Origin of the sequence: Paenibacillus bovis (genome assembly GCF_001421015.2) — a bacterium.
In the GTDB taxonomy this organism is placed as follows: Bacteria; Bacillota; Bacilli; order Paenibacillales; family Paenibacillaceae; genus Saccharibacillus; species Saccharibacillus bovis.
The window spans coordinates 1074025-1091792 of sequence record NZ_CP013023.1 but is presented as its reverse complement, the minus strand read 5'-3'; the positions used below and the strand labels follow the sequence as shown (position 1 = coordinate 1091792).

Sequence of the window (17768 nt, the reverse complement as noted above, 5' to 3'; positions counted from 1 at the left end):
CTATACTTACGGAGGTGCAAGTTATGAAAAAAGCTATTCAGTTTGGTGCAGGTAATATCGGTCGCGGATTTATCGGAGCATTGCTGGCCAATGCTGGTTACCACGTTGTATTCGCAGATGTAAACGAACAGATGATCCAGGAACTCAACGAGAAAAAGAGCTACCAAATCCATATCCTCGATCTGGAAAAAAGCGTAGAGACGATTACCAATGTCTCCGGCTGCATGTCCAATGGCCCGGAAATCATTGACGAGATCGCCAGTGCCGAGATCATCACAACGGCTGTCGGCCCGAATGTGCTCAAATTCATCGCTCCTACCATTGCACAGGGCATTGAAGCTCGCCGTGCTGCCGGTGCAGGTCCGCTGAATGTGATCGCCTGTGAGAACATGGTAGGCGCGACCAGCCATCTGCAGGAGCAGGTGGAGAGTCATCTGTCCGAAGAAGGCAAAGCCTATGCACGTGAACATGTAGGATTTGCCAACTGTTCCGTAGACCGTATCGTGCCTCCTTTCCAGGGTGAGAATCTGCTGGATGTGGGCGTAGAAGCGTTCCACGAATGGATCGTGGAAGAGCCGAAGCTCAAAGGCGGCACTCCGGAGATCGACGGCATGAAGCTGACCGACAATCTGGTCGCTTATGTACAACGCAAGCTGTTCACGCTGAATACCGGTCATGCGATCACTGCCTACCTGGGTTTCCTGAAAGGAATCGAGACGATCGACCAGAGTATCCAGGATGAATCCGTACGCTCCATTGCCCGTCCGGCCATGGAAGAAAGCGGCGCAGCCCTGGTGAAAAAATACGAATTCGATGCTGCCGAGCATGCGAAATACATCGATAAAATCGAGACTCGTTTCAAAAACCCATATATCCGTGATGAAGTCATCCGTGTCGGCCGTGAGCCACTGCGCAAGCTGGGTCCGGCTGATCGTCTGATCGGTCCTGCCAATATGGCGGCGGAGCTGGGATTGGGTCGTGATCACCTGCTGCAGGGTGCAGCCGCCGCTTTCCTGTACGACAACAATAACGATCCACAGTCTGCCGAACTGCAGGCACGTATCCAGGCAGAAGGCGTGGGTCCTGTAGTGAGTGATGTAACTGGCTTTGCCAAGGATAGCGAAGACTATAACAAAATTATGGCTGCTTACGAGAAATTCAAAAGCCTGAAAGCTTGAGTTAGACGGATAAGCGGCTATCGCTCTGAAAGGAGATTCTGCCACTCCCTCCGGTTAAGCAGGAAAATCCGAATTACCATCTGAAACGGTTGATTTTCTTGCTTAAATGTCGGTCGCTGGCAGAATTCTCTTTTCTCCGCTACGTGCTTGGAGAGTCGTGATGTTATAGGATTTAATGCAGTACATGCATCCGATTATTATTCGATGAACAGAACAAAAGCCCCTACGCATGTAGGGGCTTCTTTTTTTACATATACAATTAAAGTTAAAGCACCGCAAACGGACGCTCTGCCGGCTTGCCGAACAAATAGCCCTGTGCCAGATTGATACCAATACTGCGGCAGAAATCAAATTCCTCGCGCCGCTCGATACCTTCTGCCAGTACGCGGCTGCCGATATCCCAGGTGCGTTCGGCGATATTGCGGATATCCCGCTGCTTTTGCTCGTCCCGGTCGCAACCGTCGATCAGACCACGGTCGATTTTGACATAATCGGGCTTGAGCTTGCCGATCAGCTCGGGCAGAGAGTAGCCGGAACCGACATCATCGAGGGCTACGTTGATTCCATTGCTGCGGTACACATCAAAAATATCCTGCAGCTTGGGCATCTCCATAATATTCTCGGTCTCCACCACTTCAAAAACAAAATCCTGCGGATCAAGCTTTAGACGCTCAATCGCTGCAAACGTATGGCTAAGACAGTATTGCGGATTATAAATCGATGATGGCAAAAAGTTAATAAACCGCTTCACGCCGGCTGGCAGATGAAGCGCACTGGTCTCAATCGCCGAGATTCGCGCTGCACGATCCAAAAAGGAATGCAGACCGGTACGATGGGCGACTTCGAACAGCTTATAAGGCTGAAATCCCGGTCCATCCGGTATCGGACGCAGCAGAAATTCATACGCCATGATCTGCTCCTGCTCATCTACAATCGGCTGCATATGGCTGGTAAACTGCTTTTGCCGAATAATCTCGACAATATCGTGGTGCTGCAGGCGTGTAATCAGCGTCGATAAAGGGAACCATGACGGCTCACCGCCAATATTATCGGTTCCCAGAATACCGATAGACAGATCACTGCCCTGCTCACTCGGAAGCGCTCTGACCCAGTGCAGAATATCCAGCATCTGCTCTCTGGAGTAGTATGAGATGGAGCCAATATCTTCTACTATATAAATGTCATAAGCCTGCTGTCTGATTAACTGCTCAAGAGAAGGAGAAAGCGGGCGCAAAGACACCGTACCTTGATCTTCAATCGGTTGAATAAAACTGCATCCGCTACAATTCATGGAGGTCCTCCTGTTACTAAAATACATTATGCGGGTGTTCACGTTTTTAATCCCTATATATATCGGTTGGTAGAATCCGGATCGTAATACTATTTCTTTACTCTTTCCGAGAAGTTTACCGATTTGGATAAGATATTATTTTACTGGAGTAAATAGGTGAATAAAATAAGCGACATAGTGCGTAAGAATGATACAACATGTGTATATACCCAATTATAGTACTTTTGTAACAGGTATTTAGCCATAAATTAAAATTAATTTAAATTCTCTATTATTATGCGTAAATGAATCATTTCATCTGCCTATTCTCTAAAGCTTTAACTTGTAGATAAACGTAAAAACAGACCACCGGAAATGTTCCGGCAGTCTGTTTTGTCATAGATCCACTTGCCATTAATCTGTATTCATAAAATTAGCTGGCCGGAATCTCCAGTACATCGCCTACCTGCAGACGGGTAGGATCTGTGATTTTGTTGTACTTGGCAAGTTCCTGCCAGGTCACACCGTATTTGATACTAATGCGGTAAAGGTTATCGCCTTTTTGGATTGTGTACGTATCTCCATCTGCTGCCGGAGCTGGCTTAACCGGCTTCACTGGCTTGGCAGGAGCAGTTGGTTTGGCCGGTACTGGTTTGGTTGCAGGAGCAGCCGGTTTGTCCTTGGCTGGTGCTACTGGCTTGGTGCCTGCTGCCGGTGCGGCTGCTTTGGACAGGTCAATTGTATAACTGGCAAATCCGTCTGCACCTTCACCTGCGTAGGCAATCGGCTCACTGGTGCTACCTGCAGCCAGAGATGGTGCTGCTTTCAGGGCATCCTGTGCTTTTGGTGAAGACGTAAAGGTTACTTTGGCATTGCCCTTGATTGGAGCCAGAGACCAGTTGCCGTCGGCTGTCGGATTGATGGTGCCGTTCTCGCGGATATAGTCGATGATTACCTGACGGTTCTCATCCGGGGAAGCCAGAACGATGCGTTTGCCGTCCGGATTCGCCAGCTTGGACGCCGAAGCACGGTAGTTATTCGTTGCTACGATAAATTCCTGTTTTGGATCGATCGGCTTGCCGTTGTACTGCAAGTTGATGATCCGGTTCGCGGATTCATTGACTACGGTACCTTTGGCATCGTATTTCTGCGGCTGGGTCACGTCGATCTGATAGGTTACACCATCGATCACGTCAAAGTTGTACGTCGGGAAGTCCATGTTGATCAGCGGCTGGTCGCCGGACTTGGATGGATCGATCTGGTTGAATTGCCCTGCAGACCATTCCAGCCAGTTTTTCACTTCTGCGCCGTTTACCTTAACGGCGTAGACGGTGTTTGGATACACATACAGGTCGGATACGTTTTTGATCGCAATCGTTCCTGTGGCAATATCCGTGTAGTAGTTCGGGCCGGAGCGTCCGCCTGCCTTGAATGGAGCCCCTGCAGACAGAATAGGCAGTTTCTCATAATCGGTTCCCTGCAGCTTTTGCTCCAAATACCATTTTTGTGCATTGGTTACGATCTGGATGGACGGGTCATCCTGCACCAGCGCAAAATAGCTGGTAATACGGGAAGTCGTTTTGCCTACCGGACCACGTACATATTCCAGCGTCTCTTCATGCTCGTGGTAGACCGCATCCACAACGCTTTGATCGGCTTCTACCAGTGCTTTTTTGGCTTTGGCATCATAAATGGGACGTGCTTCGACTTTGGAGTCGGTTACTTCCCAATCCTCGCCTTTTTGCGTGAGCTGCAGATCGATGATTCCGAGGTGATCTCCCCAGAATCCCGGCTCTACGGAAGGTACGCCATTAATAGTACCTTTTTCCAGATCAACGCCTGTTTTGCCTGCAAAGTCTGCGCTCGGGAATACTTTGTGCGCATGACCGAACATGATTGCGTCAATATCCGGCACCTGGCTCAGATACAGGACAGAGTTCTCCATCAGTTCGGTTTGCGGAATATCTTCAAAGCCGGAGTGCGGAACTGCAACAATGATGTCCGCTCCCTCCGCTTTCATTTGCGGAACGAATTTTTTGGCGGTTTCGATAATATCTTTGGCTACTACTTTACCTGCCAGGTTGGCACTGTCCCACTGCATGATTTGCGGCGGTACAAAGCCGATTACGCCGACTTTGATCGTGTGCTTGGCGCCCTGCTCGTCGGTTACTTCCTTATCGAGGATTTTGTAAGGAGTAAAGTAGTTTTTCTCGCCTTTGCCTGTGCCGTCATCGACATAGATATTGGCATTAATATAAGGGAAATTGGCTCCTTCGATCGCAGTCTTGAGGAAATCGAGACCATAGTTGAACTCGTGGTTCCCAAAGTTGCCGACATCGTAGCCAAATTGGTTCATAGCTTTGTAGACAGGATGTACTTCGCCTTCTTTAAGCGGTTTTACTTTGGCGACATAGTCAGCCAGCGGCGTACCCTGGATCAGGTCACCGTTATCCACCAGTACGCTGTTGGGTGCTTCTGCACGAGCTGCCCGGATCAATGTAGCGGTCTTGTCGTAACCATACTCATCTGTCGGTTTATCCGAATAGTAATCATAGTTCATAATATTGGTGTGAATATCCGTCGTTTCCATGAGGCGAAGCTTGACCGTTGCACCTGATGCAGTCGTATCCGCTGCAAATACCGGTACAGCCGTGATGCCAAACAGCTGCAGCGCTGCAATCGCCGCTACTGTTTTCTTGAGTGTCTTTTTCCCCAGTTTCAAAATTAAAACCCCTCCCGAGTATATTCAGCACGTATACGTTCTCTGATTCATTCAATATAAACGCTTACACTCACCTATGTATAAAAAATATGTAAAGCCGGTATGAAATCTGTATACGGATTTGCGCTACTCGTTACATATTACAGTTCGATATGGGAGTGCAGACGCATAAAAGAGCGAAGTATATAGCTGCATGAGAGAATTTTATACTATAGACTGACATATTTGAAGGGATATTTGATCCAATTTTTAATTTTTTGTAAAAATAGTTACAAAAAAGACGTATATATTACATATATACGTCAGTTATTTTTGCGATTTTTTATCCAAATCCAGCTTTGCCCGGCTACAGTTTAACTACTCTTTATTCCGGTACACAGGATTTTGTATATCCTTATTGACTCCAGCCTGTAGCAGCCTGGTCACCTTTGCGGTGTTTATGCTGCAAATAAGAGTCAAGAATTCGGTCCAGCTGCTCGGATTGATCGATCACCCGGTGATCACGGATTCCATGCTCTTCTGCCATTTGATTCAGTATGCGGCGTTCCTGTTCAATCTGCTGTTCGATCTTTTTCAGGTCCAAGGAAAGCACCTCCTGTAGATTACCCCTTTCACTTCTCGCATTGCCTTATATTTGAAATAGATAAAATTTGTAGTAATACATTGTTTATACCCCAAAATCAGGGGTTTGATCAAGTTCCTACAGTCCCTATTTTATCCTTTTATTGGAAACAAAAAATGACAAAAAATCCGGTGTCCGATTCTGTAGTCTGCCTGCGCATTTTACAAAATTCGTCACCGGATTTTACATCGCTATCCTGAAATTCTTGTTAAGCGAATCGTATCCGTATCGACAAACGAAAGGCGTTTAGCCGTTCCAGGTCTGTTTCTGACCTTCTTTGTCGGTATATTCAATCGTTTGTGGGGTAATATCCAGTACTACATAATCGGGATCATCCGGTCCGGAGAACCAATTTTTGAATTCATCCTTCCAGACACGCTGCTTCAGTTCATCATTTGTCGATACAGCGCAGGTTGCCTCGATTTCGATTACTTCGTTATTGCCGCCTTTTTCGTAACCGAGCAGCAGATAGCAATTCGGATTCTGTTCCAGCTCATCCACTTTTTGCGTTTTGCGGTCGGTAGCCAGATGAATATTCAATCCTTCATTATATACCGCCATATAGCGTACCTTTGGTTTATTGTTCTCCACTGTGCCGAATGCACAAAAACGGTTTTCTTCCAGTGCTTTGACGATAGATTGTTCAACTGATGTTTGACTCATGATCAAGCTCCTTCCGCGATATGGACTTGGATTATTCAATACACCCTGATAACAAGGCGCTGAATTTTAGATAGTACTTAACTTTGAGTGCCTGTATGGATACTTACCCGGTCAGCAGCAAGCTGAACCTTCACCGCTTATCCTATCGTTCCCCGGATGCCTCACTTGCTGGACAGCAGGCAGGCTCTCGTCTATAATTACACCTAGAAAAAGCGCATACGATCTGGGGGAGCTGGGCTAGCCGGCTGAGAGTGTATTCGATCAATACAGACCCTTATACCTGATCTGGATAATGCCAGCGTAGGAAGCGAATCAAGCATTGTATGTGTCCTCATACGATATGCACCTATGTCGTCCCGATCCGGGGCGCTTTTTTTATATACAGAGGAAGAAGGGGTAGAGAAATGAACAAACACTGGAACAAGCTTCTGCCGCTGCTGGCGGTATGCCTGCTGCTCATCACTGCAGGATGCGGAGGCAAAGGAAGCAGTCCGGCCGATAACAGCCAGAGCGCCGAAGGAGCAAACGGCAGTACTCTCAAGGATGTACAGGTCGTGCTGGACTGGACACCGAACACGAACCATACCGGTCTCTATGTGGCTCAGCAGATGGGCTACTACAAGGAAGCCGGATTAAATGTAGAAATTATCACACCGGGACAGGGCGGCGCCGATACAATGGTTGCTTCCGGTAAAGTTCCGTTTGGTATCAGCTATCAGGAAAGCGTGACCCAGGCACGCGTGCAGGGTGTACCGCTCGTCTCGCTAGCCGCTGTGATTCAGCACAACAGTTCGGGCTTTGCTTCACCGGTAGACCGTAACATCAAAACGCCCAAGGATATGGAAGGCAAGTCTTACGGAGCCTGGGGCTCACCGGTCGAGGAAGCCGTGATGAAATCAATCATGACGACCGACGGCGGTGATGTCAGCAAAGTCAAAAGTGTGAATATCGGAGATGCGGACTTTTTTACAGCGGTCAAGAAAGGCATCGACTTTGCCTGGATCTTCTACGGCTGGACCGGTGTCGAAGCCGAGCTGCGCGGTGAACCGCTGAACATGATGTATGTAAAAGATTATTCGCCGAATCTCGATTATTATACGCCGATTATTGTGACCAACGAAAAGCAGATCCAGCAGGACCCGGAACTGGTCAAAGCTTTTATAGCGGCAACAGCCAAAGGATATGAATACGCCATCGCCAACCCGGACAAAGCCGCTGATATTCTGATCAAGGCTGTACCTGATCTCGATCCTGAACTGGTCAAAGCAAGCCAGAAGTGGCTGTCTCCCAAGTATCAGGACGATGCCAAACAGTGGGGAATGCAAAAGCCAGAGATTTGGTCCGGGTATGCCGACTGGATGTATAAGCAGGGTCTGCTCGATGCCAAACTGGACGCTTCCAAAGCATTCACCAATGACTATCTGCCGGCTGCCGGTACCCAGTAAGCTTCCGAGTTATTCCCGGCGTGACCGATGAATAATAGACCGCTCACTGCTCGTCTTTATGATTGATCCTGTCGATTTTATCGAAGACAACCAATCTTATTTTTCACCCAATTCATTTACCCAGGAGGTTATCATGATGGCTACGACTCTACTGAGCATTCAGGTTATTCCCAAAACACCCAACAATGAAAATTCCTATGATTACGTGGATGCCGCTATCGAGGTGATTCAGGCTTCCGGACTGAAATATGAAGTGCACCCACTGGAAACGACGCTGGAAGGCGAGCTTCCACAGCTATTGGAAGTTGTACAGAAGATGCATGAGGCGCTGGTGGAAAAGGGCAGCCCGAGTATCATTTCCCAGATCAAAATCGCGCATAATCCATCCGGCATCAGCATGGACGGACTAACGGAGAAATACCGCTAATGTCCATTAGAGCATGGTGGAAAGGCATATGGCCGCCCTTTGGGGCGGTCGTTTTGTTGCTGGTCATGTGGCAGCTCGCCACTTGCTTTTTCCAGATTGAAGACTGGATTCTGCCAAGTCCCGCCCGTATCGCCCAGGAAGCCGAGAAAAGTTACACCAGTCTGCTCGGGCATACGTGGGCCACGCTGAAGTTGACGCTATCTGGATTTGGCATTGGAGCGGCGACCGGGCTGATCGTCGCCGGTGTGCTGCATTATATTCCTTTTCTGCGCCGTGCACTGTATCCGCTGCTGATTCTGAGTCAAAATATACCGCTGATCGCACTCGGACCACTGCTGATTATCTGGTTCGGTTTTGGACTGTTGTCCAAGCTTATCGTTATTGTACTGGTGTGCTTTTTCCCAATCACGGTGGCAGCACTGGGCGGACTCGCCGGTACCGACCGGGTGATGATGAATTATATGCAAATGATTGGAGCCACGCGTGGACAGATTTTCTGGAAGCTGGAGCTGCCTTACAGTCTGCCGGCTGTCTTCTCGGGACTGAAAATTGCCGCTACCTACAGCATTATGGGGGCGATTATTGCTGAATGGATCAGCAGCAGTGAAGGGCTTGGTTATTATATGCTGCTTCAGCAGTCTGCTTTTCGTACCGACCGCATGTTTGTTGCGATTATGATTGTGATTGCTTTTAGCCTGATCATGTTCTCGCTGATCGTGCTGCTGGAGAAATGGTGTGTACGCTGGCAGAATGACAGTACTTCCAATAGTAAAGGAGGAATCGACCGTGCCTGATTCCACATATCCTCCGGCGGCAACTGCTACAGAAAGAGATGCAGCTGCCACCGCTTCTCCTTTCGCAGAGAATGGGAATGCCAGACCTTTTCTGGAGCTACGGAATATCAGCAAAGCTTTTGCCCAGGGCAAACAACAGCTGCAGGTCATGGAAAATATATCGCTGACTGTACATGAAGGTGAATTTGTCTCGGTAATTGGCCCTTCGGGTTCGGGGAAAAGTACCCTGCTGCAGATGATTGGCGGGGTGCTGCTGCCGGATCAGGGAGATATTGTGCTGCAGGGCCAGCGGATCAATGGCCTGCAGGGCAAAGCCGGTTATATGCCCCAGCAGCCGGCTCTGCTGCCCTGGCGTACGATTGAAAAGAATGTAATCCTCGCCCGCGAGACTGCCGGTATGCCGCGTCAGGAATCGCTCGCTCTTGCCCGGACCTGGCTGGACAAAGTAGGATTGGGCGGATTCGCCCGTGCCTATCCACGTACTCTGTCCGGCGGTATGCAGCAGCGGGTCGCTTTTTTGCGAGCACTGCTTGGACCGCAATCGCTGCTTTGTCTGGATGAGCCGTTCAGCGCGCTGGATGCTTTTACCCGCAGCGAGATGCAGGCTTGGCTGCTGCGCATCTGGGAAGAGAATCGGCGGTCGGTCGTTTTTATTACGCATCATATCGAAGAAGCGCTGCTGCTGTCCGATACGATCTATGTATTATCCAGCCGCCCGGCTCATGTGATCCAAAAAGTCTCAGTGCCTTTTCCAAGACCGCGGCGTGAAGAGCTGGTGGATACGCCGGAATTTATCGCGCTGCGCAGACAATTGACTGAAGCGCTGCGAGCGGAGCTGAACGGATGATGAGCGAATACGATGTTCTGCATTCTTCAACGTCCTCTGTCTCTGCTGCCTCGTTATCCAAACTGCAGGAGAAATCACCCTCCATCCCGTCTATCGATAGCCATATTCATCTGGATCAATATGACGATGATGCTATTCGTCAGATGATGCAGAGTCTGCCGAATCATCAGGTCGAATCGATAATCGCGGTCTCGATGAACAAGGATTCCTGCCAGCGGATCGAGCTGCTGTCCCGGCAATATCCGGGTCTGGTGTACCCTGCTTATGGCTATCATCCCGAGCAGCCTCTTCCTTCCCGGCAGCAGACCAGCGAGCTGCTGGAATGGATAGAATCACGGATGAACCAGTTGGTAGCTGTAGGCGAGATCGGACTGCCTTACTATCTGCGACAGGAGCTGGCTGCGCGTGAAGAGAAACTGGATGAAGCCGGATATATTCAGCTGCTGGAACAGTATCTGCAGCTTGCCGCCAAGCATGACAAACCGGTTGTACTCCATGCGGTCTATGAGGATGCCGATACGGTATGCCAACTGCTGGAAGAGTACCGCATCCGGCGAGCCCATTTCCACTGGTTCAAGGGCTCTGCAGCCACGGTCAAACGAATGGCGCAGCATGGATACCATATCTCATTCACCCCGGATATTGCCTATGAACCGGAGATCCGTGAACTGGCTGCCCTGTATCCCCGTGAGCTGGTTATGGCCGAGACGGATGGGCCGTGGCCTTTTGAGGGTCCATTTACCGGGCAGTCTACTCATCCGCGCATGACCGCAGATGTCTGCCGGGAATGGGCTGCGATTCAAGGGCTAAGCGAGTACGAAGCCCGTCAGATTCTGTATGCCAATACCTGTAATTTTTATCAACTTAACGGGTGATAGGGATGGCACTTTAGTATGTCGAAGACTCACAATCACAAAAAGCCTGATCGGCAAGAAGGAAATTCTTCTTCAGCCAGATCAGGCTTTTCTGATTGTATTGGCAGTCATGGGATCAAATAATCAGCAATACACGACCCGTGTACCGAATCTTGCGATACAGTTGACGACAGCCTGTACTCGCAAATCCTTTACTGATTATTCGACCTGTATCATATGCTGATAAGCATGAGTATACCAGTTGATCACTACGGATAGCTTAACCAAACGATATCAAGCTTTGTAATCATCACCTTTGACGGATGCTGCAGGACTCAGCCATACGAGCAGCATGGAGAACAACTGCTCCATCTGCAGCGGTTTGCTAAGGTAATCGGATGCTCCGGCTTGCAGACAGCGCTGCCGATCATCCTTCATCGCTTTGGCGGTCAACGCAATAATCGGCAGTTCTGCCCACTGTGATTGTCGGCGGATATTCTCCATCGTCACATAACCATCCATTACAGGCATCATAATATCCATCAGGACCAGATCCGGCTGACCCTGCTCCAGCATTTCCAGGGCTTCCTTGCCGTTATAGGCACTTATTACGTTCATGCCTTTGGATTTGAGAGCCCCTTCCAAAGCAAAAATATTACGGAAATCGTCATCCACCACCAGGATTTTTTTGCCTTTGAGCATATCCAGCTCTTCCGGCAGACTGGCAGGAGACGATAAAGCAGTCTCCGGGCTGTCCGGTGCAAAGTCTTCCGGCAGTGAAGGAATATACAGGGTAAATGTACTTCCGCGGCCTACCTCACTCTCGACCGTAATAAAACCACCCAGCAGCCTTGAGAATTCGCGGCAGATCGATAATCCGAGTCCGGTTCCGCCATAGTCACGGTCGGTCCGGGCGCCTTCCGCCTGACGGAATGCTTCAAAAACGACCTGCTGCTTGTCCGGCGCAATACCGATCCCGGTATCTTTTACCGAGATGGCGAGCATATGATCCATCTTTTCTGGCAGTCTGTAACCTTCAGGCAGCGGAACTTTCTCTGCCGGAGCAATCCGCAAGCTAATCTTGCCCTCACTCGTAAACTTGAACGCATTGGAAAGCAGATTTTTGAGAATCTGCTGCAGTCTTTTGCCATCGGTATAAAAGGTCGGCGGTGCATCGGTATCTACTTCCGTCCAGAATTGCAGATTCTTCTGCTCGGCCAGCTTGTTAAAGTTATAGCCCATTACTTCCGGAATATCATGAATAGAAATCAGCTCCCGCTGCACCTCGACCATACCTGCCTCCACCTTGGACAGATCCAGAATATCATCGATCAATGCCAGCAGATCCTGTGCCGATCGGTGAATAATATTACCGTATCCAGGCATTTCATCCTCATGATCCCGTGGAGTGCTTTCGGCAACCAGCTGGGACAGAATCAGAATACTGTTCATTGGTGTACGCAGTTCATGAGACATATTTGCGAGAAATTCCGTTTTGTAGCTGGAGCTGAGCTTAAGCTGTTCGGCGTACAATTCCAGTTCCTGACGAGTTGTTTCCAATTCATGCGCTTTGGTCTCCGCAAAATTTGTACGTTCCCGCAGCTGCTCATTGGTCGCCTGCAATTCTTCCTGTTGTACTTGAAGCTCCTCCTGCTGGGATTGCAGCTCTTCCTGCTGCGCCTGCAGCTCCTGGTTGAGTATCCGGGTATTGCGCAGCAGTTCATCCACCTGCATCCGCTTCTCGATATTGCTGATGATCGCTCCGAAGCCTACACAGATCTGCTCGATCAGCTGACAGTAACGCGGAGCGAATTCAATCGCTGCTCCAAGCTCCAGTACCGCTATCGTACGACCCTCAAAAACAATCGGGGTAACTACAATCTGCCGGGGCACAATATGACCAAATCCCGTCTGAATACGGATCGGATAATCTTCATTTGCTGTCAGCAGCTGTGTTTTCTGTTCCACGGCTGCACGTCCAATCAATCCCTGACCCGGTCCAAATTCATGGATAGTTCCCGTCATATTGCCATGGGCGCCGTATGAATATTCCAAATGGAACTGGTCTCCCTTGGTATCCGGATGCACATAATAAAACAATCCATAGGAGGCTTCCATCAAAGGAACGATTCTGGCAAGCAATTTCTCCGCCAGCTCCGGTGTATTGTTAATCCCCTGATAGACGTTGCCGATCTGTGCTAGCTGGGTCTGTACCCAGTTATTATCCTGCATCTGTTCCGAAGTTTTCCGTACCTGTCGATTATGCTCTTCCAGAGCAATCGACATTTTATTAAACGCCTCGGCGATATTGGATACTTCATCGCCGCCCTCTACCTGGAGGCGCGGAATATCCTGCACGTTATCAAAATCCACATTATTGATAACATGGGTAACCTGCTTGAGTCGTCCAGTGGTACGGCGCAAAGTCCAGACCGTGATTCCGATACCGGATAGCAGCAATAAAATAGCGAGTATACCGGTCATCACCCATCGCTCGGACATAAGCGTATATTGTAAAAAGAAACCTTCTATAATAATGAATAGAATTGCCAGCATCAGCATAAAGCTAAATCCAATAATCTGTTGATGTTTATAATTCATAAATATTGCATTCTTCCTCTCTCGTGATGTAGGCAAGATTATAGCAAAAAAGCTGGCTGAGTATACTTTCAATGATACGTGAACATTGGTACTTTGTCTGTAGAAACTTGGACTTATTTTCATTTAATAGCAGATTGTATTTAGCTTACGAAAGTAAAATAAAAGACTTAGACAGTCAAAAATACATTTTATGTCTGGAATAGAAAAATGATCCGGTAATACGAGGTTTGGAATCTACTATTCTGACTGGGCATTGTTAGATGAATTGTAGTGATTTTTGCTTGACGACTATCTTTATTCCGGTATACGATTTGGAATGCTTCATGACCATGTAAAGGGTGTAATGGTATCCATTACAGATAATCCCGTACATACGGATAGCAGCAGCAATCAACAATAGATATGAAAATCAAGCAGGAGGAAGGAATCAAACTCTATGTCCAAGCAAACCAACCGGGCAATGGTAACGGTCGGATTACTGGCTGCACTTTTTATCGGTGCACTGGATTCCACGGTTGTCAGCACGGCTTCACCACGCATTATCGATTCACTAGGCGGTCTCAGCCTGATCAGCTGGATCTTCTCCATTTATACATTAACGACCTGTATTGCTACTCCCATTTTTGGCAAGCTGGGGGATCTGTACGGACGCAAGTCGGTATTCGCTATCGGACTGGGCCTGTTTATTGTTGGATCGGTGCTGTGCGGATTCGCCGGCTCCATGACCGAATTGATCTGGTACCGAGCATTGCAGGGGATTGGTGCCGGTGCGCTGACACCAGTTACCTTTACCATTGTCGGCGATCTGTATCCAGGCAAGGAACGTGCCAAAGTACAGGGGATTTTCTCCTCGGTCTGGTCGATTGCCGGCTTGTTCGGACCGCTTGTGGGCGGTTACTTTGTCGACTATATCTCCTGGCGATGGATTTTCTTTATTAATCTGCCGGTCGGTATTATTGCGGTATTGTTTATTTTTATGTATTATCATGAATCCTTTGAGAAAAAACAAAAGTCTATTGATTATGCAGGCGCACTTACTTTTACGATCGGGATGACTGCGCTGCTGCTCGCACTGCTCACCGGCGGCGAGGAATATGCGTGGACATCTCCGGTTATTATCGGATTATTTATTGTGACCGTCATCTTCATGGCACTGTTCCTGCGTATTGAAAAGCGGGCAGAAGAGCCGATGCTGCCGCTGTCCTTATTCCGTACCAGTGTATTGACCGTGCCTTATATTCTGGCCTTTACAACCCGCTGGACAGTTATGGGTGTGACGGTATATTGTGCACTATGGCTGCAGGATGTATCGGGATACAGCGCTACCTTTGCCGGACTGGCATTAATGCCGATGTCGATCGCCTGGCCAGTTGCGTCCACCCTGTCAGGGCGATTAATGTACAAGCTTGGCGCCAAAGCGCTGATCATTTTCGGTTCGGCGCTGGCAGTGGCCGGCAGCCTGCTGGTGGCCATCATGAGTTCGGACTCGCCTTATCTGATTATTGTCGCTTCGCTGGTGCTGATCGGGTTCGGGATGGGCTGTATCGTCACTCCGTCGATGGTCATTATCCAGGGAGCGGTAGGCTTCCAGATGCGTAGTGTGGCGACATCGACCAATACGCTGATGAACTCTCTTGGGCAGACGGTCAGTGTTGCGGTATTCGGACTGGTATTCAATGCGATTGTGACCCACAATACAGCCATTGAGCTGGCGCTTGGTATTCATTATGTGTTTATCCTCATGCTGGCCGTCGCTGTCGTGAATCTGCTGGTTGCGCTGTTCCTGCCGCCAAGCAGCAGACTGCTGAATCATCAGCAGTAAGGAAACATGGTTATATGCAGCTATCGACCAGATGAACGCACAAGGCAGCAGATTTATTTTCAATAAGAGACAGTAGGCCGATCGATAAAAAAGGCTGCGATTCCCGAGAATAAGGAATCGCAGCCTTTTTGTGAACAAGAACAATACTATACATTACATACTTCCATAAAAGCGAAATGTAATCACACGTATATCAAGCTGCCTGTCTAGTCTATTATTCATGTCCTGTTGTCCGGCGAGTGCGGCTGTACCAGCGACTCACCTGATCCGCATCCTGGCGCCTCAGCCGATTGGTCTGAAATGTTGTATGTCCTGCCGCTATATACAGGTGGAGACTCAGCAGATTCTGCCTGCGCTGCAGCTGGCTGCCTGTAAAGCTGAAGGCTTCAATATGCTTCCATAATATGCAGTGCGTTGAATGCGTGACATACCGATTGACGATAATCAGACGTTCTCCATCCAGTGCGGCGCCAGAGCGACGATAGCGTCCATAATCCAGCAGGATCAGAACTACAGCCAGCACGCCCCCAATCAACAGACCGTACCCGGATAAAAAATATGTCCCGACAGCAGCGAGTATACTGCTAATCAGCAGACCCGGCCATACGTATGCCCACAGCGCCCGTGATGGCGAACGATAAGCCGGTGTCCGGTACAGAAATCCGGGCACTACCGAATCAAGCAGCATCTGTACTTCGCTGCTGCGGATAAATGGATGCAGTACCGGCACTTTGGCATCTTTGCCGGAGGAGACGACATGCAGCTGGATCTGGGCAAAGCCGAGCCAGCGGCGAATCAGGCTTTCTTTGACCGTTACCGCCTGTACATGCTTCGGATGAAAAACGAATTGTCTGCGTTCCAGCAAGCCATAGCGGACAGACAGCCTTTCCCCGCTGCGATAAACAGAGAATCCGGCGTACTTGATAATAAACAGCACCAGCGACAGCAGCCAGGCGAATACCAGACCGATCAGTACGGCACCGAGCAGCGCCTGAATGCCGGTAATATACCCTTTCGCATTATCCATCAGCTGATTCAGCAGACCCCCAGGCAGTATATCACCTGCAAAGGAATATACCCCCGCTATAAAAGCCAGGCCCAATCCCAGATTAAGCTCGGTCAGTGCCGCACGCAGCAGCTGCGGTGTAGTCAGCTTATAGAGCAGCTGCGCAGCAACCGGTGATGATCCGGCAGGGGTAGCTGTCCGGCCGGCTGATGTTCCCACCCTGCCAGCCGAAGCAATTGAATCCGCAGAATGATCTATAGAGCCAGCTGTTGGTCTTGTTGCATCCGGATATGAATGATTTTCTCCCGAGGCGAATTGATCCCCCGTCTCTGCATCCTGGTTCGTATCCTGATTCTTTGTCGTGAGATTGGTTGATTCGGTATCTGCACTATGGTGCGAAAACGCATCTTCCGTATCCACAGCCACAGCTGCCTGCTCCAGCATCTGCTGTAAACGCTCCGCTTCGGCAGCAGATAATACTTCGAGTACTGCATCTCCATCGGAGCTGCCTCCGGGAGTTTCTATTTTGAGCTGCACTACGCCCAGCAGGCGCTGGATCAGCGGCTGGTCAATACTAACCGAGTGTATCCGTGAATAATAGATCGCTTTTTCTCTGCGCTGAAGCAGTCCACTCTGAATCACAAAGCGATCTTCTTCTTCATGATAGGTAAACCGGCGCCATGTACCGATCTGATACAATCCACTCAGCAAAAGCAGCAGGACAAATCCACCGATCGTCCAGTAAACGGAGGCGGACAGGCCATCTCCGCTCAGAATCCGTACCGCAGCCAAAATCAGCAGGAATGCCAGATTTTTGACGGTACGCAGTACAGCAAAAGCAATATACAACGGATGCATTCGGCGCAGCTGCCGGCTCATTCGTCTATCCTCCTGGCCAGACGGCCAATACGCTGCTTGAGCTGCTCCGCTTCCTCCAGTTTCACGCCGCCGATCGTATGCGTGGTTGCTGCTGTCACAATATGAACTTCAGCCAGACGATACCGCCGTAGAATCGGTCCAATCTCCAGCTCCACATGCTGCACCTTGCTCATCGGAACCAGTGTCTCACTAATAAAAAACAATCCGTTATGTATCTCCAACTCTTCATCCGATACAGCAAACCGAAAACGCTGATATCGTACAGTCGGTGCGATCAGAACGTAAAACACAAACAGCAGCACTCCCAGACCGATCAGCCCTGTCTTGAGCCACCATGGCATCTCAAACCAGCCCAGCCAGCCCGGCAGCAGGGCAATAGCTGCCAGAATCAGCAGGAAGATCCCGTAACCGATTATCGCACCCTGCCGTTCTGCCGATTTCCAGTCCGGATGAAGCGGTCTCATTTCTGCTCCGGTCAATGACATCATATTCCTCCTCTGTCCATCAAATAATATTTGTTATACATCCTGCATATAACTATCTGCTTTCTATAAAAGTATATCTTATCCGTATATACATCTTCTTCCTGCTTAAAGTTGCATATTCTTGCAACCGGATCAGAGATAAAGCAAAAAGCT

14 protein-coding genes and 1 riboswitch are annotated in these 17768 nt (G+C 49.2%); of the genes, 7 read left to right on the top strand and 7 right to left on the bottom strand.

All coding sequences use genetic code 11. The annotated features are described in order from the left end of the window. Window positions 1-23: 23 nt before the first annotated feature. Window positions 24-1178 carry a mannitol-1-phosphate 5-dehydrogenase gene (locus tag AR543_RS04675; protein ID WP_060532250.1) on the top strand — a complete coding sequence of 385 codons (1155 nt, stop codon included), beginning with the start codon at window positions 24-26 and terminating at the stop codon, window positions 1176-1178. A 265-nt stretch (window positions 1179-1443) separates the two neighbouring features. Here the strand turns inward: AR543_RS04675 and AR543_RS04670 are convergent, their stop codons facing one another. The 4 genes from AR543_RS04670 to AR543_RS04655 form a co-directional block, all read right to left on the bottom strand. Beyond that, the gene (locus tag AR543_RS04670; RefSeq protein WP_060532248.1) at window positions 1444-2469 is read right to left on the bottom strand and encodes an EAL domain-containing protein; all 1026 of its coding nucleotides are present in this window, start codon (window positions 2467-2469) and stop codon (window positions 1444-1446) included. A 412-nt stretch (window positions 2470-2881) separates the two neighbouring features. Then, a complete protein-coding gene (locus tag AR543_RS04665; protein WP_060532246.1) occupies window positions 2882-5170 on the bottom strand; it encodes a bifunctional 2',3'-cyclic-nucleotide 2'-phosphodiesterase/3'-nucleotidase in 2289 nt (762 codons plus the stop codon). Window positions 5171-5564: 394 nt separating this feature from the next. Continuing rightward, window positions 5565-5753 (bottom strand): aspartyl-phosphate phosphatase Spo0E family protein, encoded by a 189-nt coding sequence (locus AR543_RS04660; protein ID WP_060532244.1) that lies wholly within the window; start codon window positions 5751-5753, stop codon window positions 5565-5567. Between the two features lie 285 nt (window positions 5754-6038). Continuing rightward, a complete protein-coding gene (locus tag AR543_RS04655) occupies window positions 6039-6455 on the bottom strand; it encodes a pyridoxamine 5'-phosphate oxidase family protein (RefSeq protein WP_060532242.1) in 417 nt (138 codons plus the stop codon). Between the two features lie 215 nt (window positions 6456-6670). Continuing rightward, window positions 6671-6780, top strand: a riboswitch (TPP riboswitch). Between the two features lie 79 nt (window positions 6781-6859). On the opposite strand from AR543_RS04655, the gene AR543_RS04650 reads away from it, so the two are divergent. From AR543_RS04650 to AR543_RS04630, 5 genes are all read left to right on the top strand, one after another. Further along, the gene (locus tag AR543_RS04650) at window positions 6860-7900 is read left to right on the top strand and encodes an ABC transporter substrate-binding protein (protein ID WP_060532240.1); all 1041 of its coding nucleotides are present in this window, start codon (window positions 6860-6862) and stop codon (window positions 7898-7900) included. A 136-nt stretch (window positions 7901-8036) separates the two neighbouring features. Next, window positions 8037-8327: an MTH1187 family thiamine-binding protein gene (locus AR543_RS04645; protein WP_017814052.1), complete on the top strand. Its 291-nt coding sequence runs from the start codon at window positions 8037-8039 to the stop codon at window positions 8325-8327. After that, on the top strand, window positions 8327-9121 hold the full coding sequence (locus tag AR543_RS04640; protein ID WP_060532238.1) for an ABC transporter permease: 795 nt from the start codon (window positions 8327-8329) through the stop codon (window positions 9119-9121). Before AR543_RS04645 ends, AR543_RS04640 begins: the two co-directional genes overlap by 1 nt. Then, complete coding sequence (locus AR543_RS04635) at window positions 9114-9968, top strand: ABC transporter ATP-binding protein (RefSeq protein WP_060532236.1); 855 nt, start codon at window positions 9114-9116, stop codon at window positions 9966-9968. Before AR543_RS04640 ends, AR543_RS04635 begins: the two co-directional genes overlap by 8 nt. Beyond that, entirely contained in the window at window positions 9965-10843 is an 879-nt protein-coding gene (locus tag AR543_RS04630; RefSeq protein WP_082472117.1) for a TatD family hydrolase, read from the top strand. The genes AR543_RS04635 and AR543_RS04630 overlap by 4 nt, the downstream gene beginning before the upstream one ends. Window positions 10844-11116: 273 nt before the next feature. On the opposite strand, the gene AR543_RS04625 is transcribed toward AR543_RS04630, so the two are convergent. Next, window positions 11117-13423, bottom strand: a complete 2307-nt coding sequence (locus AR543_RS04625; RefSeq protein ID WP_060532233.1) for a response regulator — start codon at window positions 13421-13423, stop codon at window positions 11117-11119. Between the two features lie 436 nt (window positions 13424-13859). Between AR543_RS04625 and AR543_RS04620 the strand changes: the two genes are divergently transcribed. Further along, on the top strand, window positions 13860-15245 hold the full coding sequence (locus AR543_RS04620; RefSeq protein ID WP_060532231.1) for an MDR family MFS transporter: 1386 nt from the start codon (window positions 13860-13862) through the stop codon (window positions 15243-15245). A gap of 214 nt (window positions 15246-15459) precedes the next feature. Here the strand turns inward: AR543_RS04620 and AR543_RS04615 are convergent, their stop codons facing one another. Then, window positions 15460-17130 (bottom strand): PH domain-containing protein, encoded by a 1671-nt coding sequence (locus tag AR543_RS04615; protein ID WP_060532229.1) that lies wholly within the window; start codon window positions 17128-17130, stop codon window positions 15460-15462. Next, on the bottom strand, window positions 17127-17618 hold the full coding sequence (locus AR543_RS04610; RefSeq protein ID WP_227871835.1) for a PH domain-containing protein: 492 nt from the start codon (window positions 17616-17618) through the stop codon (window positions 17127-17129). The genes AR543_RS04615 and AR543_RS04610 overlap by 4 nt, the downstream gene beginning before the upstream one ends. Between the last annotated feature and the right edge of the window lie 150 nt (window positions 17619-17768).